The organism is Paenibacillus vulneris (genome assembly GCF_039543185.1).
Lineage (GTDB): Bacteria > Bacillota > Bacilli > Paenibacillales > NBRC-103111 > Paenibacillus_S > Paenibacillus_S vulneris.
On the sequence record NZ_BAABJG010000010.1, the window covers coordinates 59687 to 77313 of the forward strand.

A 17627-nucleotide genomic window follows, 5' to 3' on the forward strand; every position below is an offset into this window, starting at 1 on the left:
CTCTTATTACAGAAGGGAAGTTTTAATTCATGGCAACAGTACTGTACATCACCGCACATCCTCTTGATCTTCAGGAATCCTTTAGTCTTACGGTCGGCAACGCATTTATTGAAGCGTATCGAGAAGCAAACCCGACAGATGAAGTTGTTCATTTGGATCTGTACAAAGAGAATATTCCGCAATTTGATGCCGATGTTTTACGTGGTTGGGGAAAGCTGCGGTCGGGTTCATCCTTCGATCAACTGTCTGATACCGAGAAATCAAAAGTAGCTCGTCTTGAGGCGATTGTTGATCAATACGTGGCTGCTGATAAGTACGTGTATGTTTCCCCCATGTGGAATTTCTCGATCCCGCCGGTAATGAAAGCATACACGGATGCGACTTCCATTCCGGGCAAGACTTTCAAATATACCAAAAATGGTCCTGTAGGTCTGTTGCCCGGCAAGAAAGCCTTACACATTCAAGCCAGCGGTTCCGTTTATTCGGAAGGTCCCCTTGCTTCAATTGAAATGGGCTACAGCTATCTGAAAAAGATTTTACAGTTCTATGGGATTCCATCTATGGAGGCCATTTTTGTGGAAGGAACGGCATCATTAGAGCGAGCTCCAGCTATTAAGGAAAAAGCAATCGCTCATGCGAAGGAAGCTGCCCAACGTTTCTAACCAGGCGTTGGCATCGTTCTCGAGCCGAAATCCGCAAAGACAAAAAAGCCTGCTAAAGTTTTTCAACAGGCTGAGGAGCTTACAAAAAAGACACCTTGCCGGTGTCTTTTTCCGATCTAAAAAAAATGACGCAAAACCATCAGGACGACAACGCCCGATAATACAGTCCCCAAGATGCTGCGGGTCAAGATGGCTACCATAAAGCTCGGGATGGCCGCCCAAAGCTCCAGATTTCGGGAAATCGGAGGCACCGTTCCATCATGAACAAACAGCTCCTGACCTACTAACGCAGCCATGACTGCAACCGGCACGTAGTTGAGCCAGCGCATGGCCCACGCCGGGAGCTCAAAGCGGCTTAGCACCATCAACGGTACGACCCGGGGAATCAGCGTGACGACAGCGGCCGCGATAATGACTAACAAGACGTACCCTCTTACTTCCACTTTTCCATCCCCATTCCTACCGTAGCCGCAACAACAGTTGCAATGATGATGCCAAAGCTGCCGGAGACGATGAAGGTGCTGCCTATCCCGACCACAACCGCTACGATACCGACAACGAGATCGCGTCTCATATTTTTTCTGCCGGCAAGAGACAGCACCAGTAGGCCGATAAACATGCCCACCAAGGCAAAATCAAGCCCCCATTGCTCGGGATTCGTGATCCATTGTCCCAGGTAGGCGCCTGCCAAATTAGCCAGCCACCATCCTAGATAGGCGGTAATGTTCAGCCCATGCATCCATTTCTCGTTGATTTCCTTCGTCTTCACCGCCTTGTTCATGGCGACTCCGAAGGTCTCGTCTGACAGCAGGGTGCCGACCAGAAAATTCTTAAATGAAGAAAGATGCTTGAAATAGGGCGAAATGGACGCACTTAGCAAAATGTAACGGGCATTCACGAAAAAAGTCGTGATAGCAATAGCCGTAACAGAGCTGCTGGAAGCCATCATACCAACGGCAATGAACTGTGCCGAACCGGCGTAGAGCAGCAGGCAAAACAAAGTAATCTCGGAGATGCTCAAGCCCGCTGTCGTCATCACGACCCCCGCGGCAATCCCTATGCTTACGTATCCAAGCAGGGTCGGCAGGCAGTCTTTGACTCCTTGAAGAAAGCTTTCCTCATCCTTTTGCGACAATACGGTCTGTGCGTGAATTGGTTTTGTACTCATAGCAGTCCCTTCTTCATCGTTCATCTTGCGAATAACAGAGGTTATTCAGCTAACTACTACCAAAATTTCAAAGAAAATACGGTTCAACGAATTGAACCGCTTAGATAAACAAATCACTTAAATCGTTTCCCGGTTACTACCTGGTACAAATCCGGCCGATTCGTCCAAAAATCCTTGATTTTGTCCGGACCAAAATGAGTCGCAACCTCCGCAAACATGATGTCATGCCTTATGTATTCGATGGCAACTAACACGAGCGCAGGGTCCTCCGTTTTGACCGCCCAAGCCGTCGCGGCGGCACTCGGATTGAAGTTGGCGATCAGCACCTCTTCATGGTCTCTTGTAATCACCGTCAGATGCCCGTTCGCCCTCTGTTCGGGAACTTCGGGAGCCATGTAGTTATGATGGGTCGTGGTACCGAGCTTGATGTCCGGAGCCCCGAACACACAGGAGAACACATCCAGCCCATCCTTCACGCGGCGGTCGACAGCCTCCTTCACCGTTCCGACCTGAGGCTCCCAAATCGACAGCCACAGCTCCTTACCGGCCTTCTCTATCATTTCGATCATCTCTGCGTTCACGAGCTCATCGCTGCTGATACGCCGGATGACGTCGATTTCCTGCTCGCTTTCCAGCGCGGAGAGGCTTTTCTCCAGGTAATCGAACGATTGCTCGAAGGTGCTTCTCAGGCGGCTTATCAGCTCCTTGGCCGGCAATGGGGCATAGGTCACCGGCTCGGAAGGTACCGTATAGACAGCACCTTTATCCAACAGCTTGCCTAACACCTCATAAATCATGGAACGAGGAACTCCTGAACGCTTGCTGATCTCATAACCGGTAATCGGGGAGTTCTTCAACAAGCCTACGTAAGCTTTGCATTCATATTGGGAAAACCCTAATTTTTGCAGCTCTTTATAGATGTCGTCCATAAGACTCCTTATAGTAGTTAGTGTTATACTTACTATAAAAACAATCAATTTATTCGTCAATGAGGAAATTCGCCGTATTTCGTCCATCTGTCTGTGCTGCCAAGCCGTATTTTTTGCCCTATGCTGACGAAAAAATGACTAAAACAGAAGTTACCTGTTGAATGCGGAGTGCAAGCATTATATAATTTCTTATGGAGGTGATAACCAGTGGCAAAACACTTTGCCGGGGCTCGCTTCACTCATGCAAAGCCTAGTATTGGAGGCGATACTTTGCATGGGGCGGGACATCAGATAAACATTATATCGCCCATTTGAGCTTAATATCGTTTCTAATAATTGGTTTTGCGCCTTATAACTTTTCATTTTCAAACTATAAGGAGCTGAAACTCATGTCTCAACCTTTTATTAGAAACCACCAGTATAACCTTATTCTCAAACAAATGGACATTCTGCAGCATACGTACAGAACGGTGGCGGACCCCAAGATCATAGAATCCGTCCGGTTCAGCGCAGAGTCCAAAATCATAGAAGTCTTTGAATCACTCACGGAAGAACAGCGGCAATTGCTGTCCGCGATTTCCAGCTTGAAAACCGCCGAGGACTTTCATGCCTATGGACGTTCCTTGGAGCCGTACTTGATCGAATTTCCGCAAGTAACGGAGAAGCAGATCAAGAAGCTGTTTCATAAAAACAAAAAATTGGCGATGCCGGATTGGAGCTCCATCCGCAATGACCGCATCACCTATCTTGGCTGGCTGGATATCTCCACCAACAAGATGTTTATTGTGTATCAGCTGAATGGCCAAATTATCGGTCTGGAAGGAAAATTTACGCCGACCCATAAGAAAGGCGTCTGCTTCATATGCAACAGGCACGAAGAGGTCGCTCTATTCTCCGCCATATCCAAATCCCGGCCTGCAAATGCTTCTTCCGATTATTACAAAGCGGTCGGCAACTATATGTGCATCCATAGCGATGCATGCAACAAAAACATTACGGATCTGACTTCCTTAGAGAAGTTTATCCATCATGTCATAGGCTAACAAACTAGGGCGGCTGTCAGCCGCCCTTTTCACGTTCAAGAGGGGATAAATACGATCTGCGTATTATCCCCTCTTGATTTATTTTCCCGTCCATTTGAAGCTCAACCGGCCATGATGTACCAGAAAAAAGAGTACCCCAGTTCATAGCTTAGCTCATGAAGTATTAGGAGGACGGCAAGCCATAGCTGTCCAAAAAGGAATTGACCAGCGCAAGCGGCTCCTCATAGCCGTAATGGCGGAAGGAATATCCTTTGGCCACATACGGCGCTCCGTTGTAGAACATTTCGTACTGCTGGTGCCGCCCGCCGAATTCGGAGCCGATAATATCCCACGCCAGCTTGAACAGTTGGACCTTCTGCTCCGCCTTCACGCCGGTCGAGCGGATATAACGCTCCATATCTCCCCGGGTCTCCGGATTCACAAGCTCTCTATATGAAGACGGCACCTGAAGGACGCCGCCGCCTACCAGCTCGCGCAGAATGTTGATGACCGAAGAATAGATCTTATCCTGCATGCCGACAATCCCGTACAAGAACCGTCCGTGCGGCCTGGCTACCCCGTTGCCGTCGATGATGCATTCGTACTCGGAGGCCAGCAGCATCCCTTCTACCGAAGCAGCTAACGAAGCCAGTTCCCCGAGCCGTTCCTGCACCTGAGGAAATTTGTCCGTTCCGTTCATTTCCGTTATCTTCCTCGCCACTCCGATCAGGAACTTCATCTTCACGGCCAGACGGGTCTGTGCCTGGTTGTTGCCCAGCGCATGAGCTGGCGTCACCATAAACTGCGCGCGAGTCGCTTCAATATTTTTGTATACAAAAACATGCTTCCACGGAATGAACACATCATCAAAGACCACGAGTGAGTCACTTTCATCGAACTGGGTCGATAACGGATAATCATAAGTACTCGGCTTATCCGCGGCAAAGCTTTGCCGTGCGTACAGCTTCAGCCCCGGCGCATCCATCGGCACGACAAACGATATCGCATAATCCTCGTCCCCAGGACGCAGAGGGGTAATGCTGCTGCAAAACAAGTAATTGGACACAGCCGAGCTGGTCCCTAGCATTTGCGATCCTCGTACGATGATCCCGTCTTCTCGTTCCTCATACACTCCGACAGGGAGGAATTTCTCCTCCTGCTCATGTGCCGTTTTAGTACGGTCGATTTGCGGAGGGATGATGACATAAGTAACGAATTGATCATGATCCCTTGCGTATTGATAGAAATCGAGAACGTTTTGCGCCCTATCACCGAACACTTCCGGGTGGCTCGCAAAGCCTGACAAAAAACTGGCAACGTGATCAGGGCTCCTCCCGGCAAAACCGCAGGTCGCCTCTGCCCAACGGGTTATCGCTTGACGGCGGTTCGCCAAGTCTTCCCTGCTTCTCGGTATCATAAAGATTCGATTCGCAATGGTACCATCCACTGTGGTGTAGGTCATTCGGTTCGCCGGATCGGCGGCAATATCGTACAGCTTGGAGAATGATTCGACAATACCTGAGAAGGCGGGATGGGTCGTCACATCTTTAACGCGCTCGCCGTTAATATAGATGCAGCGATGATCCTTCAAAGATTCCTTGTACTGCTTGCCGTTCCTTACCATCCTTTTCTTCCTTTCACCTGGCTTCCGGCCCCCGCTCGATGGAGCCCCACCGTTTGACCCAATCCGGATCATAGCCAAACTGGTCGAGAACCCGGCCTACCGTATGATTTACGATATCATCAATCGTCTGCGGTTTATTGTAAAAAGCAGGCATCGGAGGAAAGACCATCGCACCCGCCAAAATGACTGTTTCCATATTCCGCACATGAATCAGGTTTAATGGGGATTCTCTTGTCAGCAAAATCAGCTTCTTGCCTTCCTTCAGCATGACGTCCGCTGCCCGGGTTACCAGATCGGAGGCTAATCCGGAGGCAACCCCTGCCAGCGTCTTCATGCTGCACGGAGCAATGACCATACCGTCGACGCGGAAAGAGCCGGAGGATACGCTTGCAGCCTGATTTTTCACGCTATGATAGACGGAAGCCATCTTCTTCACCTGATTGAGGGAATAGGACGTTTCCATCTGAATCGTCTTCTCTCCCCATTCGCTAATAATCAGATGGGTCTCAGCCCCCAGCTCATTCAAGGCTTCCAATAATCGCACGCCATAGATGGCACCTGAACCTCCGGTAATACCAACGATGATTCTTTTCATTCAGGAGTCCTCCGTCGTTTGTCGTTTCGTTACTTAGTTATTTCCAAAATAACGGTCGACGATCTGCTGCGGCAGCCGGTCCGTCACGACCGCGTTTTGCACGTATTCCGCAAAGTTCGGAATCCGGGTGACCTCATAGTCATTCGGGGCCGCGCTTAACGGCACCGTACAATCGAAGCCCATCTTGGAGCCGACCCCATTGTCCGTCGACGGATCAAGCTTCGAGCCTAACGCCCGATGAACGACGACCAAATCGTGCTCCGCCTGAAAACGCGTTGCTAAACACCAGTCGACCTGATCCATATCAAAAATATCGATTTCTTCATCCACGACAATCACTTTTTTCACATCGTAATGGCCGGCAAAGGCGGCCAGAATCACGTTTTTCGCTTCGCCCTCGTTCCGCTTCTTCATGGAAACAACCATGTGGAAGCGGCATTTGCCGCCTTTGGTCAGATGAACGTTGCGAACAGTCGGTACCGTATTTTTCAAGGATCTTAACAGCGACGCTTCGCGAGGAATTCCTCCCAGCAGCAGGTTCTCGTCCGAGCCGGCCAGGCACGTCTGATAAATCGGGTCCTTGCGGTGCGTAACGCAATGGATCTCTATGACTTCTTTATTGCTCTTGGCTCCGTAATAAGCCGGGAACTCTCCGAATGGACCTTCCGGTTCACGCACCTTCGGCAATATTTTGCCCTCCAATACGATCTCCGCATGTGCGGGAACATCGATATTGACGGTTTTGCAGCGGACTACCGGAATCGGGGCGTTCTTCAAGGCGCCTGCGATTTCCAGCTCATCCTGACCCAGCGGCGCAATGGCCTGCGAGGCCAGCATCAGAATCGGATCGACGCCGATGACGATGGCGATTTCCAATGGAAGCCCCTTCTCTTCCATCTTTTTATAAAAGTTAAACGTATGCCTCGGCAAAATCAGCGCCCCGAGACGATTGGGCCCCGAAACCTGAAGCCGGTGAATGGAGACGTTCTGATTGCCGGTTTCCGGGTCCCGGACAATGGCAAGCCCCGCGCTGATATACGGACCGGAATCCTTCTCTTGATGAATCGGGATCGGGAACAGCTTCAACAGATCGATGTCCGTATCGATAACGACCTCATGGACAGGAGCCTCTTCACTTGACACCGGCTCGGTCGGCAGCGGATGATCAATGGCTTCGAGAAATTTCGGAATCATCTCCTCTTCCCTGCACCCGAGCGCCTGTGCAAAATGGGAACGGGTGCTGGCGATCCCCGCTACAGCCGAAGTGGTGTAGCCGGAAACCTTCGGGAAGAACACCGGCTTGACGCCGTCATATTGCTTGGTCAACGCCGCGATCTCAAATTCCGTCGATACATGCTTGTCTACTACCGCCAATTGACCGGATTCGTTCATATGCTGCAGCCAGGATCTCAAACTATTTGCTATCATCTTTATACTCCGCCTCCATCATGAGATAGTACTTGCTTGACCTGCGGTTTGGTGTACTTTTGATAAATGCACAGCACAATCAATCCGGCCAGACCGACGATGCTCGATATAATCTCGGGAACGATCATGCAGATCGATACAATATAGAAGCCCAATCGGATCAAGATATTCATGTCACGGAACATGTAGCCGACCACGGCTGCACACAGAGCGAATATGCCTGCGCAGGTAAAGAAGACCGCTAACACAATGTGCTGCCAATCTCCGATTAATAGCAATTCCGGACTCATGATGAACGCAAACGGAATGAGCAGTACCGGAATACCATAGTAGAATGCGACAAACCCTGTCTGGAAAGGCTTCGTACCTGCGATCCCCGCAGCACTGTAACTGGCCAGGGCGACAGGCGGTGTAATCATGGACAAGCAAGCCAGGTAAAATACGAACATGTGAGCCGTCATTTTCTCAACGCCGAACTGCTGCAGCGCCGGCGCCATCAACACGGCGGCCATAATATAAGCCGAGGTCGTCGGCATTCCCATGCCAAGAATAATGCAGGCCAGGCATACGAGCAGCAAGCTGATCACATAATTGCCCATGGAAAATTCGATGATCAAGCTTGTAAATTTCAGACCAAGGCCGGAATATACAATAACGCCGACGATGATGCCCGCTACCGCACACGGTATAGCGACCTGAATCGATTGCTTGGCGCCGCTTTCGAGCGCTTCAAATATTTTCACGAGCGTAAACCTCGTATTTTTGCGGATAAAGCTGGTAATAACAATAACGACGATAGACCAGAACGCCGCTTTTTGAAGGGTGAAGCCGGCGAAGATCAGGACAACCAGCAGAGCCAAAGGAATGAGCAGATGCAGCCTGTTCAATATTTCCTTTTTCTCTACGGCGTGCTCATCCTCGACCTCGCTGCGGCCCATGCCTTCTTTTCTAGCCTTCAGGTCGACCATGACATAGACGGAAAGATAATACAGGATGGCCGGAATCAAGGCCGCCAAACAAACCGCGCTGTACTTAACCCCCAGCATATCCGCCATAATGAACGCAGCGGCGCCCATAATAGGAGGCAGGATTTGCCCCCCTGTGGAGGCCAGCGCTTCAACCGATGCGGCAAACATGCCGGTATAGCCTGATTTTCTCATCAAAGGAATGGTGAAAATCCCGACGCTCGCAACGTTGGCGGCGGCGCTGCCGCTGATCGTTCCCATCAAGCTGCTGGCGACGACGGCCGCTTTGGCCGGACCGCCTACGGTTCTGCGGGTAATCGTGTGAGCAATATCGATAAACAGCTTGCCACCCCCCGATATTTCCAGAAAGGCGCCGAACAATATAAAGTAAAATACGAAATCAACGGATACTCCGACAGGAGAACCAAAAATACCGTCAACGGAAAGAAATTGAAGGTCTACCATTTCCGTGAAATTCATTCCGCGGTGCTGAAGAAGACCGGACAAGCTCGGGCCAATGAAGCCGTACAAGAGGAACATGACGGCCAATAGAGTCATGGCGTAGCCAACCGTCCGTCTGGACGCTTCCAGAAGCAGGAGTACGGTCAGTACGCCAATGATCCAGTCTAATGCAGTTATATCGTCGACATACGGAATACGGGAATTTAACCGTTCGCTGGAAAAAGCGATGTAAAATCCGGGAATCAAGCCCAGTACGGCAAGCGCATAATTGTACACCTTGGACAATGTACTGGTGTGTTCTTTCTTCGCATTGAACAAGCTAAAGGTTAAAGCAAGAGCGAATCCGACATGGATCGCTCTTTGGGTGACGCTGGGAAAGCTGCCGAAACTGGCTGTGTATAACTGGAATACGGACCATGCAATAGCAATAAGCGAGGGTAAGCTCAGAAATTTTTTCATACGGCATTGTCCTTCCTTCCAAACATTATTTTAACAGTCCCTTTTCCTTATAGTATTTTTCAGCTCCTGGGTGAAGCGGAACGTTGATGCTGGCAGGGTCCATCGCCTTCGTCGTATCAAAGTCCTTTAACGCGTCATGGGCGTTAACCAGCTTATCTTTGTTTTCCATAATGGTTTTGGTAATGTTGTAGGCGAGCTCCTCATTCAAGCCGAGTGTCGTCAGGATCATGCTTGAGAAGCCGATCGTCGGTACATCAGCCGTTTGGCCCTTGTAGGAATCCTTAGGCAAGGTTGCTGCCTGGTAACCCATTTTCTTGAATTTGTCTACGACGTCATTCTCCATCGGAATGAAAGCGATAGGAGTATGTACGGCAATTTCGCTGATCGTCGGATGGCCTTTAGGCATAACCAGAATGTGCAAATCGGCTTCACCGTTCTGGAACGCGGTTTGGATTACGTCATTGGAGGTCAGCTCCACTTTACCGCCGAATTTCTTCACATTGTCATAAGTCAAGCCATAAGCTTCCAATACTTGTCTGGTGGCGAATTCCGCCAAGCTTCCCTTGGTATTCGTGTATACGCGAACCGGCAGCTTTTTGTCGGCGATGTCCTTGATCGATTTCACGCTGTTTTTATCTACGAACGATTTGGAGGCAACCAGCCCCACATAATATTGGTCCATCGAGCCTACAAGTGCGCGCAGGTCCTGTTGTTTATCCGTGTAGGCGTTGGTACCCTCATAAGCCCATTTGCTTGTAATACTGAAGGATAACGCAATGTCCGCCTTTTTATCCTTCAGCATGGTCGCGTTGCCGACTCCGCCCGAGAACGGAAGCACGTCCAGGGTGGAATTTTTGAGCACCGGACGCATCATTTCCGCAATGGAAGCGCCATACACATACCATGCGCTGCCCTGCGTATTCGTCGCGAATTTAATATTGGCCGGAATCGTGCTGCTTGGCGCGTTGGAAGCCGGCTGCGCCGCCGGAGTTTTGGCTCCTCCACTGGTGCCGCATCCTGCCGTTGCAACTAACGCGAGACTCAACAAGCCTGCGGTCATAAACTTTTTGCTGAATAATTTCATTACTGCCCCTCCATCAAATGTATTGGTTTAGGCACTACATGCCTTCCCTACTTGGAATAATAACGAACTTCAAACGTTTTGCAGCCGTTAGGCGAAATCCATGGGCCATGCTTCATACCGGGAGGTCTGCATGCCACCATGCCTGCCGTAAACTCTTGATTCAAGCTCAAATCAATGATAGAGCCTTCAATAATGTAGAGCTCTTCCCAGAAATCGTGAACCTGAACGCCGTTCGGGGTCGTGTCCGTATTCGGTGCAAAAATAAGGATGCGCGTGGCCACTCCCGAATCCGGATCCTTGGCAATCACTCTTTCTGTCAGCCCTTCCACAGCACTAAAGGGCTTCTCTTCAAATTGTCGGTAATCCGTAAATTCCAGTTCCGGCTTTGCCATCTGCCATACCTCCTCTCATCAAGCTCATTAGCGTTCCACATCAAGTTCTAGCTGTTTCACCCCCAGCCCATAATAAGTCGGAATTTTCCAAATATTCGGTATTCTGTGTGGTGTATACATGAATTTTTTGGAGGTCCTGACTGATCATGCCACCGTACCCGTTTATCCGATCGATTGTTTCGTTCTTTGAAGATGCTCAACCATGGTTTGAACGGCCGCCTCGGCGTTTCGCTGCTCCAATGTGGACAGGATCTTCCGATGCTCCTGAAGCACTTCTTGCATGCGGTTATTTCTTTTTATCGCCTTAAGACCGATCAATTGCGATAAGTTATGGAAGCTCAGCAGAATCTGTTCTATAAGCTCGAAGCCTGCCAAATGAATCAAAGTGCTGTGAAACTGCTGATCCAAGTGGATAAATGTAACCTCATCATTGTCTCTCATCGCCTTTTCCTGCTGATCGCAGCTGATTTTCAATTGCTTGAGCTGCTGCTCCGTAATTGTCTCGGCGAGCTTCTTCATGACTTCGCTTTCAATAGATGCCCTGACGATAAAAATTTGCTCGATTTCTTTGTCGGTTACTTTCCGAATGGACATCCCTTTTCGCGGAACGGAGGTGATAAGCCCCTCCTTCATTAAATCCAGAAGCGCCTCGCGAACCGGGGTTCTCGATGTGTTCAAAGAGTCGGCCAGCTGTACCTCGGTGAAAACCTCTTTGGAGGAAATATATCCGTTGAGAATCACCTTTTTGATCTCGTTATAGACTCTTTCCTTCGTTGTCGTAGGTTTAACAATCGGGTTCATGTTAAATTTCAACTCAACAACTCCTCACACATCTGGTTGTTTCATCCAAATTTATCAATTACTGCATGTACACATCATACGTTAATGCCTAAAGGACGGTCAACCAGTTTTGCGTGGTTTTTTCCTATAAAACGACAAAGCAGGGAAGGGGACTACCGGTACAGATAGTCCGCACTCTTCCTCTTATGCTTGCCTTTCAGCAAAGCTGTCGACCGGCGCCAATTTATGTTTCTTCTTGCTGCTATACCTTGAACCGGCCGATCAGCTCCTGAAGCTCCTGCGCCATTTTGCTCAAATCGCCTGCGCTTGCCGTAATTTCTTCCATGGACGCCATTTGCTTCTGGGCAGCTGAGGAAACCTCCTGCGCCAGCCCGGTAGATTCCTTCGCTATGTTCGCGGACTCATCGAGGGAAGCAGATACCTCCTCCGTACCGGCTGCTATTTCCTGCGCGACGGCGGAAATTTCCTGCACCTGATCCGCCACCTCTTGGGCAGCCTTGTAGATCAGGTTGAAGGTTTCTCCCGCATCGGCCACGACCTGAATGCCGGTTTCCACTTCCTTGGCATTTTCATTCATAGCTTCAACCGCAAGAACCGTATCGTTGCGAACTTCCCGGATCAATTCGGTAATTTCGTTCGCGGATTGAGCCGATTGCTCGGCGAGCTTTCTGACTTCCTGTGCGACTACCGCAAAGCCCCGGCCCTGTTCCCCGGCACGCGCAGCTTCAATAGCAGCATTGAGGGCCAACAGGTTCGTTTGGGCGGAGATTTCCGTTATCAGCTTGATAATGTCGCCAATCTCCTGCGATTTCGCGTCCAGACGGTTAATAACCGCAGTACATTCCGTAACCTTGTCGTGGATATTGTCCATCTGGTAGGAGATTTTCTCCACTTGTTCCTTCCCTTTTTCCGACTCCTCCGAGGTCTTTAACGCACTTTCGGCCATGACGGAAGTGCCTTGAGCGATACGCTGTACACCGGTAGCCATTTCTTCCATCGCACTGGCGCTTTGCATGGCTCCATGGGCCTGCACGTCCGCTCCCTCCGCTACCCTCTGTATCGATTGGGCTATCTGCTGGGAAGCGACGGAGTTCTGATCCGCACTGGCGGACAGCTCCTCGAAGGTGGCTGCAAGCTGCTCGGAATTCAGCGAGACTTGCCCGATCAAATTCCTCAAGTTCTCGGTCATGGTGTTAAAGTCCTCAGCCAGCTGTCCTACTTCATTACGCGAACGGACCTGCAAATGCTGCTTCAGATCTCCCTGCGCCAGTTGGTTCATCGCTTGTCCTACTCTAACAATGCCTTGAGACATCGTTTGTCCCAGCAGCAAGGCGATGGCGATGCCAATAACCATGATGACGAAGGCAATCAGCAGCGTCCGGAGCCACATGCTGTCCAGAGACTCGGTAAATTCAGAATAAGGCGCCGTGACCACCAGCTTCCAGACGCTGTCCGGGATTTGACGTGCACCCACCAGATGCTTGGAGCCATCCTCTTGGATATAGCCGATAAACGGCTCCTGCATTTGCAAAAATTGCTCATAGCCGGCTTTCTGCTCGGGGGTCGCTGCCGTTTCCAGAATGTTCTCCGTCAGCACCTTGCTCGCATCCGGATGAGCCAAAATATCGCCTTTATCGTTAACCATGTAGGCATAACCGGTTTTGCCGAACTGAATGCGCTGAACGATGGCTGCGATTTGCTCGCGTCCGATGGCGCCCGTAATGACGCCGGTTACGGTACCATTAGCGTCACGGAGAGGAGCAGCGACGTTCATGATCATGCTGTTATCGGCCTTGGAAATCATCGGCTCGCTGATCAGCGTTTTCCCCGTTAACGCCTCCTTATAATAATCACGGGAGCTGATATCGAACTTGGCGCCGAGAGCCTTCTTCTCAATCTGCTGCCCCTGCCCCTGCGTATCAAAAAGCGAGAAGCGCAGGAAATCGGAGTTTCTCGATAAGTAACCCTGCAGCACGCCGACACGCTCGTCAAAGGAATTGCCTTTCACAAAAGCCGGCAGGCCGGTAATTCCATTCGCCTCCGCCGTCACTCTGTCGCGCCATTGTGTAATGAGCTGCGCGTTTAGCTCCAGCTGCTGGCTGACGTTCAATTCAATGTCCTGCTTGAGCATATCTGCAGACGACTTGTACATAAAGCCGCCGACGACGGCTACCGTTACAAAAATAATGGCAATAACGGCAAGCATGAGCTGCAGTTTGAAGCTTCTCCAGGTTTGACTCTGGAAAATGACTGACATTCGTTTGGTTTTCATAGTCCTCTCCCCAACTTTTAATAAAAAATGGCTATTCAAAATTGAATAGCCAAAATATACAAACATCCTCTGTTTTGGCAACCCGGCTATCATAGTTTCCTTATTCAGCATCGAAACCTTAGACCCGTGGCTTTGTGTCTCCATCTTTCGAATGGGTTTACCTTTTTGCTTATGAAATTGTCAAATACAGGAACGCAGTCTTGTCTCAACATCACCTCTAGCTGCCGTTGTACTAATACGATTGCGAGCTTATGTAGGTCTTTGGATGCACGTAGGAGCAATGAAATATTTTACTTTTGTATACATAGTACATAATACTCAATACTACAGTCAATACATTTTTTGACAATCCATTTGTTCTTTCGACAAGAATGCCAGTAAATGTTTGGAAACTTGTCAAAAAAACGTATGTGATTCCGTTCCTATAAATCCGTGCTAAAGAAGAAGCTGTCCTTGAAAAATCAGCTGACTATCGCTCTGAAGAACTGGATATACCTTCCTAATGAAACAAAAAAAACCGCTTGTTCAGCGGCTTTTAGTCATAAAAATAAGTTTATTTTCAATATTGTTCCAGAATAGGACTATATTGTCCCATCCTCCTCGACCGCAAACTCAAAATCATCCAAATCATAAACCTGGACCTGAATCGCCGCCTCGATTACCTTTTCAATAAAATCCGGCTGATCCGTCAAAATCGGCACCTGCTCTTTTATGGATGTCAAAATCAGCTCCGTTTCGATCGGATCGAACGATTCGCCAAACTCTTCGTTGTCGTAAGAGTTTACCATTGTTAACGTTACCACATCATTGATCGGCATCGGTGGACTTTTGGCCCAAGGAACATTCACGGCGCGCTCCATTCTTTTCCGGTTCAACGGCTCCTCCAGCAGCCCGATCAGCTCGGCAATTTTCCCTCTTACATGCGCTTCATCTCTTGGATCCGGCATGATCGGTTCCTTGCTGTCCTTCAGCTCATACAGCTCCCGAATCGTGGTGTAAGGAACGAGGTATTCTACCGGTTGGCTCGGAACGAGCATTTCTCCATACACAGCAAGCATCACAGCCTCTATGACAAAGCTTTTGGGCATCGCTCCGTCCCCCTCTCTATCTGTAATGACTTTTCTTAGATTGTAACGCTCTAATATCCCATTATAGCATTAATGCAGCCTTAACACATCCGAACAAGGCCCTTCCATGCAAATAGGCCCGGCAATCCGGGCCATTGGCCTTCATTGCCGGGCTTTGCGTATACCGTCTTAAGTCAATACACGAGCAACGGACGGAAGCCATCAGCGGGCTTCGTTCTGCAGGATCCAGACCCCTTTGGACGGAAGCTCCGATAGGCCCGTATGCTCCTTTCCTTCCAACAGCTCCCAATATACCGCTTCGCCCAGATCAATTGCCGTTGAACGGTCGTTATGATTAAGCACGAAGGTAAACTGCCGGCCTTCTTTGCTTCGGCGGGTCACCTCAACGCCCTCCGGAGCCACAAGAAGCGGCTCAATTCCGTTCTCCTTGCAAAGACTGAACAGCAGATGGTCCATAAATTCGGCGTCCGGACTCGTTGCGACGTACCATGCCTCTCCCTGCCCGAACCGGTTACGGGTTAAAGCAGGCATGCCTTGATAAAAGTCCGAGCCATACACGGCGAGCACCTCGGCCCCTTCGGCATGAATCAAATCGCACAGCAGCCTGCAGCTGTAAGAGCTTCCAGCTCCTAATTCCCCATAGGAAGCCTCCATCACGATAGAGTTGGATGCTTCCGGCGGCAGCGCATCGATTTCCTCCGCCCATAGGCCAAGCAACGAACGCAGCTCACCGGGATAACCGCCAAGCGTAACTAAGTCGTTCTCGTTCACAATGCCGCTGAAGAACGTCGTGACGAGCTTGCCGCCCTGCCGGACAAACTGCTCCAGCTTCCCGGCGATCCCCGGCTTCACCATATAGAGAAGCGGTGCCAGGACGATCTTGTACGAATCCAGCGGCGTATCCTCGCCGATCAAATCGACCTGGATGTTCCGGTCGAACAGAGCCTTGTAGTACTTCGAGAGCTCATCCAGATACTTGAGCTCCTTGCTCGGCCCTGAGGACATCTCCACCGCCCACCAATTGTCCCAATCGAACAGGATTGCGACCTTGGATTCGATGCGCGAATCCAGCAGCGTGTCTCCTAACCGCTGCAGCTCCTCGCCAAGCTGCGCGCATTCGCGGAAAACGCGGGTATGCTCATGGCCCGCGTGCTCGATGACCGCGCCGTGATATTTCTCGCAGGCGCCGATCGAACGCCGCAGCTGGAAGAACATGACGGTGTCCGCACCGCGGGCCACCGCCTGGTAGCTCCACAAGCGCATGACGCCGGGACGCTTCAGGCTGTTGTAGGCCTGCCAGTTCTGCTGGCTCGGCGTCTGCTCCATCAGCATGAACGGGTCCCCGTTCTTCAGGCCCCGCATCAGATCATGCCTCATGGCCGTTACGCTGACCGGGGTGTCATAACGGGGATAATTGTCCCAGGATACGATATCCATCGATTTGGCCCATTTGAAATAGTCGAGCGTCTTGAAGGTGCCCATCAGGTTCGTCGTTACCTTGATATCGGGGGTAACGGCTTTAAGCTCCTCGTATTCCGCCCGGTAGCACTCCAGCAGCGCATCGCTGTTAAATCGGTTGTAATCGAGAGAGATTCCCTGGAATGTCGTCTTCCCGTCTCCTAGCTGCTCTGTCAGCACGCTGGGCAGCACAATCTCATCCCAGTCATGGAACGTATGCCCCCAGAAGCGCGTGTTCCATGCCTTATTGACCGCTTCCAGCGTACCGTAGCGCTTCTTCAGCCAGACGCGGAACGCCTTCTCGCATTGCTCGCAGTAGCAGCTGCCGCCGTACTCGTTGTTGACATGCCATACGGCTAGCGCCGGATGATGTCCGTACCGCTCCGCCATTTTACGCGCCATGAGGCGGGAAAAATGGCGGTAGGTCGGGCTGCTCGGACAAAAATTATGCCGCCCGCCAAATTTGCGCTTCTTGCCGTCCGACGTGACCCGCAGCACATCAGGGTACCGCTTCGCCATCCATGCCGGCACTGCAGCGGTGGATGTGGCAAGGCAAGCGTAGACGCCGTTCTGCGCCAGCTTGTCCATCACTTCATCTAACCAGCCGAAGTCATAGGTGACTTCGTCGGGCTGCAGCAGAGCCCATGAGAACACAGCTACCGTCGCCACATCAATCCCTGCCAGCTTGAACAAACGCATGTCTTCATCCCAGATTTCCTTGGGCCATTGGTCCGGGTTATAATCCCCGCCATAAAATATTTTGGGCAGCTTCGAATGAATCATGATGAACTCTCCTTTTCTTTCATCCTGGGTGTATCTGGTGCTTCCCACCCTGCATCCGGAATCGATCCAGGCAGGATGTGTCGCGGATCAAGCATGGTCTTATCCCCTTGTTTCCATGCGGCTTCGCTCCCTCAGGTTCATTTGCCAGGCAAATAGATAACGCTTTCAAAAGGAGGAAACAACCGTTCGGATGACCCGGAAGGTTTAGCGCATGAAGCTTGGGAAAGGCTCACAGAAAAAACAGACCCGGCTCAAGCATCTCCTTGGTCCCCGAACTGCGGGGAGCTCCGTGATATCATGATATGAAACTAGTCGACCGGTCATCCCGTGGACGTATAAGACAGGTCCCTGCGATCATTTTTTATCATACCCAGTACGTTCGGACCTCAGCAATCGCAACATCTTAATCTGATAATACGATTTGAAACTAACCGC

15 protein-coding genes and 1 riboswitch are annotated in these 17627 nt (G+C 50.5%); of the genes, 2 read left to right on the forward strand and 13 right to left on the reverse strand.

What is annotated here, in order from left to right:
* The first annotated feature begins 29 nt into the window (after nucleotides 1-29).
* Nucleotides 30-662, forward strand: a complete 633-nt coding sequence (locus ABEA66_RS10485; protein ID WP_079912337.1) for an NAD(P)H-dependent oxidoreductase — start codon at nucleotides 30-32, stop codon at nucleotides 660-662.
* 116 nt (nucleotides 663-778) lie between these two features.
* On the opposite strand, the gene ABEA66_RS10490 is transcribed toward ABEA66_RS10485, so the two are convergent.
* The 3 genes from ABEA66_RS10490 to ABEA66_RS10500 form a co-directional block, all read right to left on the reverse strand.
* On the reverse strand, nucleotides 779-1105 hold the full coding sequence (locus tag ABEA66_RS10490; RefSeq protein ID WP_079912336.1) for an AzlD domain-containing protein: 327 nt from the start codon (nucleotides 1103-1105) through the stop codon (nucleotides 779-781).
* Nucleotides 1096-1830, reverse strand: a complete 735-nt coding sequence (locus tag ABEA66_RS10495; RefSeq protein ID WP_345587511.1) for an AzlC family ABC transporter permease — start codon at nucleotides 1828-1830, stop codon at nucleotides 1096-1098. The genes ABEA66_RS10490 and ABEA66_RS10495 overlap by 10 nt, the downstream gene beginning before the upstream one ends.
* A gap of 113 nt (nucleotides 1831-1943) precedes the next feature.
* Nucleotides 1944-2759 (reverse strand): TrmB family transcriptional regulator, encoded by an 816-nt coding sequence (locus ABEA66_RS10500; protein ID WP_345587513.1) that lies wholly within the window; start codon nucleotides 2757-2759, stop codon nucleotides 1944-1946.
* Nucleotides 2760-3148: 389 nt separating this feature from the next.
* On the opposite strand from ABEA66_RS10500, the gene ABEA66_RS10505 reads away from it, so the two are divergent.
* Nucleotides 3149-3802: a FusB/FusC family EF-G-binding protein gene (locus ABEA66_RS10505; protein ID WP_345587515.1), complete on the forward strand. Its 654-nt coding sequence runs from the start codon at nucleotides 3149-3151 to the stop codon at nucleotides 3800-3802.
* 163 nt (nucleotides 3803-3965) lie between these two features.
* Here the strand turns inward: ABEA66_RS10505 and ABEA66_RS10510 are convergent, their stop codons facing one another.
* The 10 genes from ABEA66_RS10510 to ABEA66_RS10555 form a co-directional block, all read right to left on the reverse strand.
* A complete protein-coding gene (locus tag ABEA66_RS10510) occupies nucleotides 3966-5405 on the reverse strand; it encodes a 4-hydroxyphenylacetate 3-hydroxylase family protein (RefSeq protein ID WP_345587516.1) in 1440 nt (479 codons plus the stop codon).
* Nucleotides 5406-5418: 13 nt separating this feature from the next.
* Complete coding sequence (locus tag ABEA66_RS10515) at nucleotides 5419-6000, reverse strand: UbiX family flavin prenyltransferase (RefSeq protein ID WP_079912331.1); 582 nt, start codon at nucleotides 5998-6000, stop codon at nucleotides 5419-5421.
* A 33-nt stretch (nucleotides 6001-6033) separates the two neighbouring features.
* Complete coding sequence (locus tag ABEA66_RS10520; RefSeq protein WP_345587517.1) at nucleotides 6034-7428, reverse strand: UbiD family decarboxylase; 1395 nt, start codon at nucleotides 7426-7428, stop codon at nucleotides 6034-6036.
* Between the two features lie 2 nt (nucleotides 7429-7430).
* Nucleotides 7431-9314, reverse strand: coding sequence for a TRAP transporter permease (locus ABEA66_RS10525; protein WP_345587518.1), 1884 nt, complete (start codon nucleotides 9312-9314; stop codon nucleotides 7431-7433).
* A 25-nt stretch (nucleotides 9315-9339) separates the two neighbouring features.
* Entirely contained in the window at nucleotides 9340-10398 is a 1059-nt protein-coding gene (locus ABEA66_RS10530; RefSeq protein WP_192701944.1) for a TAXI family TRAP transporter solute-binding subunit, read from the reverse strand.
* Nucleotides 10399-10445: 47 nt separating this feature from the next.
* Nucleotides 10446-10790, reverse strand: coding sequence for a cupin domain-containing protein (locus ABEA66_RS10535; RefSeq protein WP_079912327.1), 345 nt, complete (start codon nucleotides 10788-10790; stop codon nucleotides 10446-10448).
* Between the two features lie 162 nt (nucleotides 10791-10952).
* Complete coding sequence (locus ABEA66_RS10540) at nucleotides 10953-11603, reverse strand: GntR family transcriptional regulator (protein WP_345587519.1); 651 nt, start codon at nucleotides 11601-11603, stop codon at nucleotides 10953-10955.
* A 229-nt stretch (nucleotides 11604-11832) separates the two neighbouring features.
* Nucleotides 11833-13863 (reverse strand): methyl-accepting chemotaxis protein, encoded by a 2031-nt coding sequence (locus ABEA66_RS10545; RefSeq protein ID WP_345587520.1) that lies wholly within the window; start codon nucleotides 13861-13863, stop codon nucleotides 11833-11835.
* 73 nt (nucleotides 13864-13936) lie between these two features.
* Nucleotides 13937-14035, reverse strand: a riboswitch (cyclic di-GMP riboswitch).
* 409 nt (nucleotides 14036-14444) lie between these two features.
* Entirely contained in the window at nucleotides 14445-14951 is a 507-nt protein-coding gene (locus ABEA66_RS10550) for an ADP-heptose synthase (protein ID WP_345587521.1), read from the reverse strand.
* 201 nt (nucleotides 14952-15152) lie between these two features.
* A complete protein-coding gene (locus tag ABEA66_RS10555) occupies nucleotides 15153-17192 on the reverse strand; it encodes a beta-galactosidase (protein WP_345587522.1) in 2040 nt (679 codons plus the stop codon).
* Between the last annotated feature and the right edge of the window lie 435 nt (nucleotides 17193-17627).

Bases quoted from the DNA above. Each gene is read 5' to 3' on its own strand.
- ABEA66_RS10485 (WP_079912337.1), top strand. From the start codon at position 30: ATGGCAACAGTACTGTACATCACCGCACATCCTCTTGATCTTCAGGAA.
- ABEA66_RS10495 (WP_345587511.1), bottom strand. From the start codon at position 1,830: ATGAGTACAAAACCAATTCACGCACAGACCGTATTGTCGCAAAAGGAT.
- ABEA66_RS10500 (WP_345587513.1), bottom strand. From the start codon at position 2,759: ATGGACGACATCTATAAAGAGCTGCAAAAATTAGGGTTTTCCCAATAT.
- ABEA66_RS10505 (WP_345587515.1), top strand. From the start codon at position 3,149: ATGTCTCAACCTTTTATTAGAAACCACCAGTATAACCTTATTCTCAAA.
- ABEA66_RS10510 (WP_345587516.1), bottom strand. From the start codon at position 5,405: ATGGTAAGGAACGGCAAGCAGTACAAGGAATCTTTGAAGGATCATCGC.
- ABEA66_RS10515 (WP_079912331.1), bottom strand. From the start codon at position 6,000: ATGAAAAGAATCATCGTTGGTATTACCGGAGGTTCAGGTGCCATCTAT.
- ABEA66_RS10520 (WP_345587517.1), bottom strand. From the start codon at position 7,428: ATGATAGCAAATAGTTTGAGATCCTGGCTGCAGCATATGAACGAATCC.
- ABEA66_RS10525 (WP_345587518.1), bottom strand. From the start codon at position 9,314: ATGAAAAAATTTCTGAGCTTACCCTCGCTTATTGCTATTGCATGGTCC.
- ABEA66_RS10530 (WP_192701944.1), bottom strand. From the start codon at position 10,398: ATGAAATTATTCAGCAAAAAGTTTATGACCGCAGGCTTGTTGAGTCTC.
- ABEA66_RS10535 (WP_079912327.1), bottom strand. From the start codon at position 10,790: ATGGCAAAGCCGGAACTGGAATTTACGGATTACCGACAATTTGAAGAG.
- ABEA66_RS10545 (WP_345587520.1), bottom strand. From the start codon at position 13,863: ATGAAAACCAAACGAATGTCAGTCATTTTCCAGAGTCAAACCTGGAGA.
- ABEA66_RS10550 (WP_345587521.1), bottom strand. From the start codon at position 14,951: ATGCCCAAAAGCTTTGTCATAGAGGCTGTGATGCTTGCTGTGTATGGA.
- ABEA66_RS10555 (WP_345587522.1), bottom strand. From the start codon at position 17,192: ATGATTCATTCGAAGCTGCCCAAAATATTTTATGGCGGGGATTATAAC.